Annotated in this window: 10 protein-coding genes; 9 read left to right on the top strand and 1 reads right to left on the bottom strand. The window is 51.0% G+C overall.

Going from position 1 to position 12,427, the window contains the following annotated elements; genetic code table 11:
- Positions 1 to 100 precede the first annotated feature (100 nt).
- The 9 genes from ACAW87_RS10455 (at position 101) to ACAW87_RS10495 (ending at position 11,144) form a co-directional block, all read left to right on the top strand.
- Positions 101 to 1,147, top strand: a complete 1,047-nt coding sequence (locus ACAW87_RS10455) for a methyltransferase (protein WP_370723324.1) — start codon at positions 101 to 103, stop codon at positions 1,145 to 1,147.
- A gap of 55 nt (positions 1,148 to 1,202) precedes the next feature.
- Positions 1,203 to 1,628 carry a hypothetical protein gene (locus tag ACAW87_RS10460; protein WP_370723325.1) on the top strand — a complete coding sequence of 142 codons (426 nt, stop codon included), beginning with the start codon at positions 1,203 to 1,205 and terminating at the stop codon, positions 1,626 to 1,628.
- Between the two features lie 165 nt (positions 1,629 to 1,793).
- Positions 1,794 to 2,375: a restriction endonuclease subunit S gene (locus ACAW87_RS10465; RefSeq protein WP_370723326.1), complete on the top strand. Its 582-nt coding sequence runs from the start codon at positions 1,794 to 1,796 to the stop codon at positions 2,373 to 2,375.
- Entirely contained in the window at positions 2,350 to 3,897 is a 1,548-nt protein-coding gene (locus ACAW87_RS10470; RefSeq protein WP_370723327.1) for a type I restriction-modification system subunit M, read from the top strand. The genes ACAW87_RS10465 and ACAW87_RS10470 overlap by 26 nt, the downstream gene beginning before the upstream one ends.
- Positions 3,898 to 3,932: 35 nt before the next feature.
- Positions 3,933 to 4,940, top strand: a complete 1,008-nt coding sequence (locus ACAW87_RS10475; protein WP_370723328.1) for a PDDEXK nuclease domain-containing protein — start codon at positions 3,933 to 3,935, stop codon at positions 4,938 to 4,940.
- A 128-nt stretch (positions 4,941 to 5,068) separates the two neighbouring features.
- Positions 5,069 to 6,316: a restriction endonuclease subunit S gene (locus ACAW87_RS10480; protein WP_370723329.1), complete on the top strand. Its 1,248-nt coding sequence runs from the start codon at positions 5,069 to 5,071 to the stop codon at positions 6,314 to 6,316.
- 158 nt (positions 6,317 to 6,474) lie between these two features.
- A complete protein-coding gene (locus tag ACAW87_RS10485; RefSeq protein WP_370723330.1) occupies positions 6,475 to 7,095 on the top strand; it encodes a hypothetical protein in 621 nt (206 codons plus the stop codon).
- Between the two features lie 9 nt (positions 7,096 to 7,104).
- Positions 7,105 to 10,440 (top strand): type I restriction endonuclease subunit R, encoded by a 3,336-nt coding sequence (locus tag ACAW87_RS10490; protein WP_370723331.1) that lies wholly within the window; start codon positions 7,105 to 7,107, stop codon positions 10,438 to 10,440.
- The gene (locus ACAW87_RS10495) at positions 10,437 to 11,144 is read left to right on the top strand and encodes a M48 family metallopeptidase (protein WP_370723332.1); all 708 of its coding nucleotides are present in this window, start codon (positions 10,437 to 10,439) and stop codon (positions 11,142 to 11,144) included. Before ACAW87_RS10490 ends, ACAW87_RS10495 begins: the two co-directional genes overlap by 4 nt.
- Before the next feature lie 18 nt (positions 11,145 to 11,162).
- Here the strand turns inward: ACAW87_RS10495 and ACAW87_RS10500 are convergent, their stop codons facing one another.
- Positions 11,163 to 12,281 (bottom strand): trans-sulfuration enzyme family protein, encoded by a 1,119-nt coding sequence (locus tag ACAW87_RS10500; RefSeq protein WP_370723333.1) that lies wholly within the window; start codon positions 12,279 to 12,281, stop codon positions 11,163 to 11,165.
- Between the last annotated feature and the right edge of the window lie 146 nt (positions 12,282 to 12,427).

Raw genomic sequence — 12,427 nt, forward strand, 5'->3', positions numbered from 1 at the left:
CTAAAAAAATGAAGACGCTGTGCGTAGTTTCGTACGCTTAACGTCGGCGTTAAGGTAATACCTTTCAGCTAAACTGCTTTTCTTCTCTTTTTAACCCTATATGTCAACTTCCCCCGATCCTGCGCCCATTACCCGTCAACTACGGGCTATGTTTGGTTCTCGTTTGCTACTGGCTGCTGTTCATCACCTCAATGTCTTCGAGGAACTCACTGACGGACCGCTCCCGGTTACCGAACTGAGTCATCGACTTGCCCTCGCTGAACGCCCTGCCATGGTTCTTTTTCCGGCCCTTTGCGCGATGGAATTGCTCCAGTATGATGAGCAGGGTCGGTTGTCTATCACGGCGTTGGGGCGTTTCCTGACTCAGCATCAGCAGCCAAATTTAACAGGGTATACCGGTCTGGAAAAAGACGATCCGGGCGTAATTGATATGGCGCAGCGGCTTCGCCATGATGGCCCGGTCGAATCGCCGCAGGGCATCTCGTTTGTGAAAGAAGGCGATGAACCGTCGCCCATGGACGATCCTGAATTAGCGCGCAAATTTACCCTGGGTCTGGCTGGTCGCGCCCGTTATCTGTCGCCCATAGTAGCGGTTAACCTGCCGAAGCACGAAGGGCATTTGCTCGATGTGGCGGGAGGTACGGGATTTTACACCTACGAATGGCTGCTCAGTAACCCCAACGCAACGGCTACCCTCTTCGACCGACCCGCCGTGTTGGCGGTAGCGGCTGAACTGCTCGACGAGTTTAAACAAAGCGGCCGACCGGGCACTGACACGCTGAAAGACCGGGTAACGTTGATGCCCGGTGATATGCTGACCGACGATCTGCCGCGAACGGATCTGTTGCTGGCTGCCAGCCTTTTCCACGACTGGCCTACGCCGACCTGTCGGCAACTGGCTCATCGTTTTTCCGATGCCCTTCGTCCCGGTGGCGAAATCTGGGTACATGATACCTTTCTGGACGATACGCTGGATGGTCCACTGGCCGCCACCGATTATTCTGCTCAGCTTTTTTGGGCCACCAAAGGCCGATGCTACAGTCGCGCCGAGTACCAAAGTTGGTTTGCCGATGCGGGACTTGTTCCCATGCCCGACCGTATTCCCACCCAAATGGACTACAGATTGATCTACGCCCGCAAGCGCTGACAGGTTACAGGATAGGGCTTTCTAACCGTTGGCCTGTTAATCAGGTTACGCAGCTATGAAAAACGCTCCCGATTATTCTATTCTGCCCTTGACCGCCCGTGTTGCCAACCGCTACACGCTGGCGTTGCTATCCTGTCTGTTGACTTTATCAGCTGCCTGCACCCGCAATGGCGCTACCGGCGGTCAAAAACTTCGGCTTATGGTAGGCGATATTAAGGAAGTGAGTGTGCCGACGCGTTCAGACACCACCTGGCAATTAAACGCCACGTCTGATAATCAGGAAGTGGTGGACGTATCGCGTAAACAAACGATCGCTACCGTTGGGAGTGCAGCGAGTTCATCCCCGGCAGCGGAAGTCGTTTTCCTGATCAAAGGCGTTACTGCGGGCACGGCAAGCATAGTCTTTTCAGAGAAGCAGCCAGGAGCAGACGGGGCCGGAACAGTTAAGAAGAGGTATCGGGTTACGGTAGTTAATCAATGAACAGTGTAGAGAGCTTTATTATATAGGAGCGTGATTAAGCGAATAATGCTTATTCAAATTAGAGCGTTACATAATCTGATAATTGTATACTTTTGAAAAGTTCTACAATGATATTTTCGTTAAATATGGCGATACTTGGTACCTTTGTGTATTAAGTCTTCTCCTATGCTTGAAAAACTGTTAGACATAGCCCAAGTTCAGTTTGGGTACTATGATACGCCCTCTGAGCATGGCGAAGTGTATTATTTGCAGGCAAAGCATTTTGATGATTCCGGCGAATTTAACCGCTTTGATGACTCATTCATTCCGCTGGATGAAAAAAGCCAAAAGCATATTTTACAACCCGGTGATATTCTATTAGCTGGCAAAGGATATCGCCTCTTTGCCTGGCAGTATGAGGGCCAACCCAGCCCAGCTGTTGCGTCGACGCTTTTCTTCGTCATCAATGTGAAAAACGAAAATCAGGTGTTACCAACGTACCTGACTACGTTTTTGAACCTGCCCAAAACACAAGCCTATCTGAAGCAATTGGGAGCAGGAACCAGCATTCCTTCCATTCGGAAAAATGAACTCGGCGACCTGTCTGTACCTGTTCCGAGTCTACCCATGCAGCAGAACGTGGTGCATGTTCAGGTACTTCATCAACGCCAGATCAAACTACTCACTAGCCTTATCAGTGAAAAACAACTTCTTGTCGAAAACCTTATCAATCAATTAATTCATGCTCCCTCTGAAGAGACTACTTAGCCGCGAAGAAATCGCCGCCGTTGTTTGGCGCGGTTGCGATACCCTGCGTGGTGCCGTAGACCCAACTCAATATAAAGATTACGTCCTGACGATGCTGTTCGTGAAGTATCTCTCCGATGTCTGGAAAGACAAGGTGCAGCAGTATCAGGAAAAGTATGCCGGTGATGTCGAGCGGATTGAACGGGCGCTTCGTCGCGAACGGTTCTACGTGCCTGATGAATGTACCTTCGACTACCTCTACCAAAACCGGGGACATGATGATATTGGTGGATTGATCGATGTGGCACTGATGGCCCTTGAAGAGGCAAACCGGGCTAAGTTGGAAAATGTATTCCGGGCGGTGTCGTTCAATTCGGAGGCGCAGTTGGGGCAAACCGTTGAGCGTAACCGGCGCTTGAAAAACCTGCTGGTCGATTTTTCAGCCCTTGACCTGCAACCTTCGCACCTGCTCAATACCGATGTTATTGGTGATGCCTACGAATACCTGATCGGTGAATTTGCGGGCAAGGCAGGCAAGAAAGCCGGTGAGTTTTACACCCCCGCAGAGGTATCGTCGCTGCTCGCCAAATTGGTAGACCCTCGCCCCGGTGATCGGATCTGTGACCCTACCTGTGGGTCGGGCTCGCTGTTGATCAAAGTGGCAAAGGAAGTAGGCACCGATAATTTTTCGCTCTACGGGCAGGAAAACAACGGCAGTACCTGGGCGCTGTGCCGCATGAACATGTTTCTGCACAGCATGGACCGCGCCCGCATTGAATGGGGCGATACGCTCAACAACCCGAAGCTGATCGAGAACGACGAATTGATGCGCTTCAACGTGGTGGTAGCTAATCCGCCGTTTTCGCTCGATAAATGGGGAAGCGAAAAAGCCCTGGGCGATCCGTATAACCGCTATCATCGTGGCGTGCCGCCCAAATCGAAAGCCGATTTTGCGTTTATCAGCCACATGATCGAAACGACCTACGAAACCGACGGGCGGGTAGGCGTGATCGTGCCCAACGGCGTTTTGTTTCGCGGTAGTTCGGAGGGTACGATCCGGCAACGGCTGGTGGAGGAAAACCTGCTGGAGGCGGTCATTGGCCTGCCTGCCAACCTGTTTTTCGGAACCGGTATTCCGGCGGCTATTCTGCTGTTTAACCGCGCCAAAGCCGCCAATACCGACGTTTTGTTTATCGACATGAGCCGCGAATTCGATAACGGGAAGAACCAGAATCGCCTGCGCGAGAGCCATATGACCCACGCGCTCGAAACGGTGCGGCAATTCAGGGCCAGTTTGGCGAGCAACGTACCCAGCCCAGACGGCGCGGGACAGGTTTTGGAAGCCAAATATGCTTACCGCGCTACGCTCGACGAAATCAGGGCCAACGACTTTAACCTGAACCTGCCGCGCTACGTAGATACCTTCGAGGAAGAAGAAACGATTGATATTGCCGCCACGAAACTGAAGATCGAACAACTCCGTACCGATCTGGCTGAGACCGAGCGGCAAATGGCAACGTACCTGGCCGAATTAGGTTTCTAACTCGTTTCCATATTCCATTGCTTTCTGACCCGCCGATGACCCCTATACCTGATTTTTCGGAAGTAGTAACGCTTATTCAGCAAGCCCGACAGCGGGCTATTGCCAGCGTAAATCGCGAACTGATTGACCTCTACTGGAACGTGGGGGCCTACATCAGCAAGAAGGTAGAAGCCAGCGAATGGGGAGATAGTGTAATCATGCAATTAGCAGACTATATACAGAGACAACAGTCAGATTTAAAGGGGTTTAGTTATCGGGGCTTGTATCGAATGAAGAGTTTCTACGAGGCCTATCGTGACGCTCCCGAATTTTTGACGGCACTGCTGTCAAAAATTAACTGGACAAATCACCTGACTATACTTTCACAGTGCAAAACAAGCCAGGAGCGGGAGTTTTACCTTCGGCTTGTGATTCAGGAGCGATATAGTACACGTGAATTAGAGCGGCAAATCGCGGCCGGTGTCTACGAACGGGTGATGCTGTCGCCGAATGTGTCGGCAGTGCGGACACAATTAAAGCAACAGGGACGCGACCCGTTTAGCGAGGGTATTTTTCGGGATCAATACGTATTCGAGTTTCTGGACCTGCCCGAACGGCATTCTGAGCGGGACCTGCAACGCGCGCTGATTGAGCAGATGAAAGCGTTTTTGCTGGAGTTGGGCCGCGATTTCACGTTCGTGGGTGCCGAATATCGTGTGCAGGTCGGGATGCGCGATTTCTGGATCGACCTGCTGTTTTTCCATAGGGATCTCCGCTGTCTGATCGCCTTTGAACTGAAAACCGTACCCTTTGAGCCGGAACATCTGGGCAAACTCAACTTTTACCTGGAAGCCCTTGACCGCGACGTACGGAAACCGCACGAGAACCCCAGCATCGGTGTGTTGCTCTGTGCCAGCAGCGATCAGGCTGTGGTAGAGTACGCCCTTAGCCGCACCCTATCGCCAACACTTGTTGCCGATTACACCCGCCTGATGCCCGATAAACACCTGCTCGAAGCCAAGCTGACCGAGTTTTACCAACTCAACCAGCCCGGTACAGACTGATTCTCACGGCAAACGATTCGCTGTGACCAACATGCAAACGAAAATTTATTGACTACCAATTAGTTAACCTGTCTGTCGTTTGCATTCCCGTTTGCAAAAGTGCCAACTTAACCCAAACCCCACTCAACATGAAACCACAAAACCACCACACCCTGCCCGATGGATGGGAAATGAAGCGACTTGGGGAGGTGATTGCAGAACTAGAATCTGGATCCAGCTTAAATTCGTTCGACAGGAAAATTCAGCATGGAGAAATTGGGATATTGAAAGTGAGTGCAGTTTCAGGATGTAAATTCACACCCTCAGAGCATAAAACTATACTTCCCAAAGAGTCGCATTTAGCTCGCATCAACCCAAGAAAAGATAGTATAATCATATCAAGAAGTAATACCCCTGAGTTGGTTGGTCACAGTGCTTATATACATCAGGATCACCCCAATCTGTATCTGCCTGATAAACTTTGGCAGACGGTCCTGCGCAAGGGCGCGGAGGTGAATTCTATGTGGTTATCTCAGTCTCTTGCTTCTGAAGAAATGTTACGACGCATTAGCACTATAGCAACTGGCAGCAGTAACAGTATGAAGAACATTTCGAAAGAGAAATTTCTGAAATTCGAGATTTGCTTTCCCCCTCTCGCTGAGCAAAAGCAAATTGCCGCCGTGCTGGGTACGTGGGACCGGGCTATTGAGCAAAGCGCCGAGCTACTAAAAACGCTGCGCATCCGTCACCGGGGCCTGATGTACCGCCTGCTAACCGGTCAGGTACGTTTACCTGGGTACGTTGGCGAATGGCGGCATATTGAGATCAATGAAATAGCACGTGAGGTAAGCATTCGTAACCGGCATGATCTACCACTTAAAGTATTGTCATGTACGAAGTACGATGGATTGGTTGATTCGCTTAGTTATTTTGGTCGTAAAATTTACAGTGATGATTTGACCACTTATAAGATTGTATCGAAAGGGCAATTCGCCTATGCTACAAATCATATTGAAGAAGGTTCTATTGGTTACCAGTCCAGATATGAAGCGGCATTGATCAGCCCGATGTATACTGTATTTAGTACTGACTCGTCCGTCGAGGATACATATCTGTACTATCTCTTAAAAACCGATCGGTACATTCAGGAATATAGGAGAAACATGGTAGGATCAATTGATCGGCGTGGCGGATTGCGTTGGGGTGACTTCTCAAAGATTGTTGTCAGTCTGCCAACCGTTGACGAGCAACGGGCAATTGCCAACGTGCTCGACGCGTCGTTGCGGGAAATTCGCCAACACGAAGCTAAACTGGAAGCCCTGCGCGAGCAGAAACGCGGGCTGATGCAATGCCTGCTTACCGGTCAGGTACGTGTGCCGACAGAGGCCACCGCCTAGTTTGTACCGAGTTTTGGGAATAAAGAGCAGTCTGTTGGCTGCTCTTCTCGTTTATTTAAATTAAAGTTTGTACAACTCTGCAAAAAGCTAATCAGATGATGAACTTTGTCTTTTGTAGCGTGTTTCAAATATAGAAGGCTATTCCTCCTTCCTTTTCTATGAATACACTGATACAACCCACAGTCATCGAAATTGGCCAGTCGGACTTGCTCGACTACGCACTGACCACCGGCACCGCACAACAGCGACTTGTTCGCGAGATTAAATACCGGCCCGATTACGATCCCCGCAATGACTATTGGAAACGCCTTCGTGATCGCATCGCCAAGATGCATCAACAGGCTGAACCCCTCTCTGTGCTCGATGATCTGTGTAAGGCGGTGCCCACCAAAAAGCAGCCCAACTACCAGAAAGCCGTAGCTGTCTACAAACGGTTTATGCGCAACAAAACAATTGACTGGTTCAAGCCTGTCAAACGTACCTGGAAACACGACGATCTACTGGTCAGTATCAATCCCGAGTTGGGACTCGTCATAAATGGTACGCCGCACGTGATCAAGCTTTATTTTCGGGAGCAACCCTTAATGAAAGATAAAACCGTTGGTATCATTCAGTTGATGGAATCGACCCTGAGCACGTACCATCCTGCCGAAACGGTCTATAGTATTCTCGACGTACCCAGAAATAAGTTGCTGACGGCAACGAACGCCAAACAGAACATGATCCTGACTATGGAGGCGCAGGCATTGGCCTTTATCTACCTTTACAACCGACTCTAGACCAACCTCATGGAAACGCCCTCGCTACGCGAAAATGACGCCAGCAAAATTCCCGCCCTGCATCTGCTGGTGCAGATGGGGTACGTTCCGCTCACGCCCACGCAGGCCCTGACTGCACGGGGTGGGCGTAGCAGTGCCGTGCTGCTCGAAGATATTCTGCTGGCACAGCTACAGCGGATAAACAGCATCAGCTACCGGGGACGCGACTATGCCTTTTCAGACACCAACCTCAACGCCGCCCTGTTGGCCCTGCGTGACCTGCCCGTGCAGGATGGTTTCACCGCCGCCACCAAAACCGTTTACGACCTTATCACCCTGGGCAAAAGCTTCGAACAGGTTATTGAAGGCGACCGCAAAAGCTACTCGCTCAGGTACGTTGACTGGGAGCATCCCGAAAACAACGTGTATCACGTGGTGCCGGAGTTCAGCGTGCTACGTACCCAACGATCAGACGCCTATCGTCCCGATCTGGTCTTGTTTGTCAACGGCATTCCGATGGGGGTGATCGAGTGTAAAAGTTCGGCCATTAAAAAGAATCCGGTACAGCAGGCTATCCGGCAGCAACTCGATTACCAGAAGTCAGACGGTATCAGAACGCTGTACCACTACTCGAACCTGCTGCTGGCGCTGGGCGTAAACGAGGCTCGCTATGGTACCACCAACACGCCCGAAGAATTCTGGTCGGCCTGGCGCGAACAAACAGCCGACGATGTGCGAAAGGCCGATGAAAACCGGCTTAGTCAGTTGGTTAACAGTCTGGTAGCTGTTGAGCGTGAAGCAACGGTATTGGCCTGTATGAATGAGTCATCGCAGCAGGTGTACCGCGATCTGCGCCGCGAGCCGGTCAGCGTTACTGAACAAGACCGCCTACTCTACAGCCTTTGCCGCCCCGAGCGCCTGCTCGATCTGGTATTTAATTACATTCTCTTCGATGACAACGTAAAGAAGATTGCCCGCTACCAGCAATACTTCACCATCGGGCAAACCCTGCGGCGCGTCAGTCGGATCGATGAGGCCACGGGGCGGCGTATGGGCGGGGTAATCTGGCATACGCAGGGGAGTGGTAAGTCGCTCACGATGGTGATGCTGGCGCAGATGCTGGCCCGCCACCCGGATATTCCGAACCCTAAAATTCTGCTCGTCACCGACCGCGTTGACCTGGACGATCAACTGACAGAGACATTCAGAAAGTGCAAACGCGACGTAGTGCAGGCAACAACGGGGGCTTCGGAGAAGATACGGAAAAAGCTGGCGGGCGTTGAGGAAGAAGAAACTAACGAAACCGACAAGCAGAAGAATAAGAAGCCCGTCCGTGACACAAGCTTGTTGGCTTTACTGCACGAACAGTCAGACGATATTGTCACCACGGTTGTCAACAAGTTCGATACGGCCTTGAAAAGCAGTGCCGAACCCATCGCCACACCCAACCTGTTTATTCTGGTCGATGAAGCGCACCGCACGCAGTACGGCAATTTCCATGTGAGCATGCGGCGGTTATTTCCGAACGCCTGTTTCATTGCTTTCACAGGGACGCCGTTGATGAAGGCCGAAAAAAATACGGCCGCGCAATTTGGAGGCTTGATTGAACCCGCCTACACGATCATTGATGCCGTAACCGACGGGGCCGTGGTGCCGCTGTTATACGAAGGCAGGCATCATCAGTTATCGCTTAATCAGTCGGCCATGAACCGGGATTTCAACCGGGTGGCCGAACCACTCAGCGAGTACGGACAGGCAAAGCTGAAGCAGAAATACAGCGGCCTGAAAACGCTCAACGAAGCCGATCAGGTGATCTACGAACGTGCGCACGATATTGTGACGCATTACATAAACAACTTTCAGTTAATGTCCTTGAAAGGACAGATTGTGGTTAGCAAGAAGTGGCAGGCTGTCAAATACAAAAAATACATCGATTTAATTGGATCGACCGACGAGGCCAAGCGCGTAACCTGCGAAGTAGTTATTTCGCCGCCCGACGTGCGGGAGGGTGACGATGACGAAGAAGACGGCTATGATGGTGACGTACGTGCTTTCTGGAAGCGGCAGATGGATAAGTACGGCAATCCCGAACGGTACGAAAAAACAATCATCAATGCCTTCAAAAAGCACGAAGTACCCGAACTGATCATCGTGGTGCGGAAACTGACTACCGGTTTCGATGCGCCGCGTAACAGCGTGTTATACCTGATAAGCTCACTGAAGGAACACGAACTACTGCAAACAGTAGCGCGGGTAAACCGGGTATACCCCGGTAAAGACTACGGTCTCATTGTCGATTATGTGGGTAACCTTGGTAACCTCGATCAGGCACTGAACCTGTATGCAGGGCTAAAGGAATTTGACGTTAAAGACCTGGATGGGGCGCTAAACAGTATCGATACTGAAGTTAGTAAGCTGCCACAGGCACACGCCGACGTATGGGCTATATTCAGTGAGATCAGGAACAAACGCGACCAGAAGGCCTACGAAGAGTTACTTTTTGACGACGAAAAGCGAGACGATTTCAGTAAGAAAGTATCGCTGATGGCCAGGTTGCTAAAACTGGCCCTGTCGAGTATCGCATTTGTAGATAATACGCCGGTGCAGGAAGTAGAGACGTATAAAAACGACGCAAAATTTTTTCTGGATTTGCGGGCATCCGTAAAACACCGCTACTCCGATGAACCCGATTATGCTGCCTATGAGCCACAAATACGTAAGCTCATTGACAAGCACATCAGCGTGGAAGGTGATACGCTGGTTGTAAACCCCATGTTTGCGTTATTGGATGTTGAGCAGCGGCAAACCGAAGTGGCCAAACTCGTAGGCAAAGCCGCTCAGGCTGACCATATTGCCAGTAGAACACTGAAGGCCATTGAGGTACGTGCCAACGATGACCCTGCGCTGTACCGGCAATTAGCCGAGTTAATTCAGGAAACAATAGACGCTTACCATGCGCAACGGCTTTCAGAAGGCGATTATTTGCGAAGGGCGTTGGAATTGGAAGAAGCGTTCAACAAGGGCCGGTTAGAGGGTACACCAAATTCATTGCAGGAAAACCCGGTAGCAGGGGCTTTTCATGGCCTGGCAAAAACCTTGTTTACGAGAATAGACAATCGGCCAGTCGATGACGCTTTGGTACATTTAGCGCTGGGTATTGATGAGCAAATCAGGTCAGCGATTATGGAAAATGGTCGGCCTTTTGTCGACTGGCAAAACAACCTCGATTTGGGTGGTCGAATACGCATCGATCTTGATGATTACATCTATGAGCAAACCACTGGCCTGGCCACTGCGCTGCCGCTCGATCTGGTCGATCAGTTGATTGAGGGTTGTCTGGCAATAGCGAAGCAGCGGTACGTATGAGTGAGTTTGAACAGACAGTGTCGTACGGTCAGCGCCTGATTACGTTTCAATTGAGTCGAAGAGCGCGGAAAACAGTGCGTGTGCAAGTGCACCCAGACGGTGCTGTGCGGGTTATTGCGCCGCTAGACTATCCTGCGGATGAGGTGAGTAAAGTGGTTCGTAGAAAAGCAGCATGGATCGTGAAGCAACTCCGCTTTTTTGAGCAGTTTCGTCCATTAACGCCACCTCGTCAATATCGTTCGGGAGAAACCCACCGTTACTTAGGCCGACAATACCGACTTAAGCTAACGGTGGGTGACAAACGAATTCGCCTTATGGCCGGATTTATTGAAATCTCTGAACCAGACTTAGATCAAGAAGGTATCAGGAATTCTTTGGACACTTGGTATCGACAGAAAGCCACGATCTATTTTCAACGCATGCTGACCGCTTCACTAGCTCGGTTTGAATCCTACGGCTTAGCGATACCACAACTGAAACTACGGCATATGCCTACCCGCTGGGGAAGCTGCACACCATCAGGCGTAATCTATTTGAACCCTGATTTGATAAGAGCACCAGGTAGTTGTATTGAGTATGTAGTGATTCACGAAATCTGCCACTTGATAAACCGCAACCATGACCAAACTTTTTATCAACTGCTAGAACGCATTTTGCCAGATTGGCAAAAACGAAAACAGACTTTAGAACGTATCATGGCTTGAGTACACAATACATAAACCTTACTCCAGCGCCCGTCTCAGATCGAAAATCAGGTCGTCGGCGTGTTCCAGACCGATCGACATGCGGAGCAGGTTAGGCGGTGTTTGGCTGTTGGGACCTTCTACACTGGCGCGGTGTTCGATCAGGCTTTCTACACCGCCCAGGCTTGTGGCTCGGGTGAAAATCTGCACTTTAGCGGCGGCTCGTATGGCTTCTTCTGCGCCACCACGTACCTGAATAGAGAGCATGGCCCCAAAGCCGGTCATTTGTTTCTTCGCCAGTTCGTGACCAGGATCAGTAGCCAGTCCAGGATAGTGAACGGCTTCCACATTGGGGTGCGTGGCCAGAAATTCGGCCACTTTTCCTGCCGTTTCCGTTTGCATACGTACCCGGGCGGCCAGGGTTTTTATGCCCCGTAATACCAGCCAGCACTCAAACGGCGAAGGCACCGCGCCTCCTACCGATTGCAGTCGCCGAATGCGCTGATATAATGTGCCGTCTTCCTTGAAAACCAGTGCGCCGCCCAGCACATCCGAATGACCGCCGAAGTACTTGGTGGTGGCATGCATCACCACATCGCAGCCCAGATCGAGGGGGCGTTGCAGGATGGGCGTTGCCCAGGTATTGTCACACACACAGATGGCTCCGCCCGCATGGGCAATAGCGGCCAGGGCACGGATATCAACTATTTTTAATAATGGATTCGAGGGGGTTTCCAGCCAGATAACCCGAGTATTCTCGTGCATAGATGCCTGTACCTGAGCCAAGTCAGTCATATCTACCCGGGTGTAGGTGAGGCCCCAGGGGTGCATCAGTTCTTCGAGCAGGGTAGGTGTACCGTAATACGCGTCTGTCGGAATTAACACATGATCGCCTGGGGCAAGGGCCAGGAACAGGTTCATGGTAGCGGCCTGACCCGAAGCATAGGTAGTAGTAGCAAAACCACCTTCGAGGGCGGTGAGACTGCGTTCAAGGGCGTCGCGGTTTGGGTTGGCATTCCGGGCATACAGGTAGCCATGTTTGTAGCTACCGTCGGCATCGCGCTCATAGGTGGTCGATAGGTAAATAGGCGGGGCCAACGCGCCGGCGTTACGGTCGTAATAATGCGTTGAGAGCAGGGCAATGGTTTCAGGCTTCATAGGTGCAAACTAACAGAAAAACCGTTACCCGGCCAGAATGGTCATTACAAGTAAACAAGTTATGCCGTTCAATCAATATGGGGTTTGCACTTGCTGGTAGTCTGAGTGCCGTGTGGTAGTATTAGGAAAAAAGATACATAGATGAT

It is taken from the genome of Fibrella aquatica, from assembly GCF_041321135.1.
Taxonomy (GTDB): domain Bacteria; phylum Bacteroidota; class Bacteroidia; order Cytophagales; family Spirosomataceae; genus Fibrella; species Fibrella aquatica.

What these genes read in the sequence shown, in the direction of transcription:
- ACAW87_RS10470 (WP_370723327.1), top strand. Translation starts at nt 2,350, where the DNA reads ATGCTCCCTCTGAAGAGACTACTTAGCCGCGAAGAAATCGCCGCCGTT.
- ACAW87_RS10500 (WP_370723333.1), bottom strand. Translation starts at nt 12,281, where the DNA reads ATGAAGCCTGAAACCATTGCCCTGCTCTCAACGCATTATTACGACCGT.
- ACAW87_RS10480 (WP_370723329.1), top strand. Translation starts at nt 5,069, where the DNA reads ATGAAACCACAAAACCACCACACCCTGCCCGATGGATGGGAAATGAAG.
- ACAW87_RS10455 (WP_370723324.1), top strand. Translation starts at nt 101, where the DNA reads ATGTCAACTTCCCCCGATCCTGCGCCCATTACCCGTCAACTACGGGCT.
- ACAW87_RS10495 (WP_370723332.1), top strand. Translation starts at nt 10,437, where the DNA reads ATGAGTGAGTTTGAACAGACAGTGTCGTACGGTCAGCGCCTGATTACG.
- ACAW87_RS10460 (WP_370723325.1), top strand. Translation starts at nt 1,203, where the DNA reads ATGAAAAACGCTCCCGATTATTCTATTCTGCCCTTGACCGCCCGTGTT.
- ACAW87_RS10465 (WP_370723326.1), top strand. Translation starts at nt 1,794, where the DNA reads ATGCTTGAAAAACTGTTAGACATAGCCCAAGTTCAGTTTGGGTACTAT.
- ACAW87_RS10485 (WP_370723330.1), top strand. Translation starts at nt 6,475, where the DNA reads ATGAATACACTGATACAACCCACAGTCATCGAAATTGGCCAGTCGGAC.
- ACAW87_RS10490 (WP_370723331.1), top strand. Translation starts at nt 7,105, where the DNA reads ATGGAAACGCCCTCGCTACGCGAAAATGACGCCAGCAAAATTCCCGCC.
- ACAW87_RS10475 (WP_370723328.1), top strand. Translation starts at nt 3,933, where the DNA reads ATGACCCCTATACCTGATTTTTCGGAAGTAGTAACGCTTATTCAGCAA.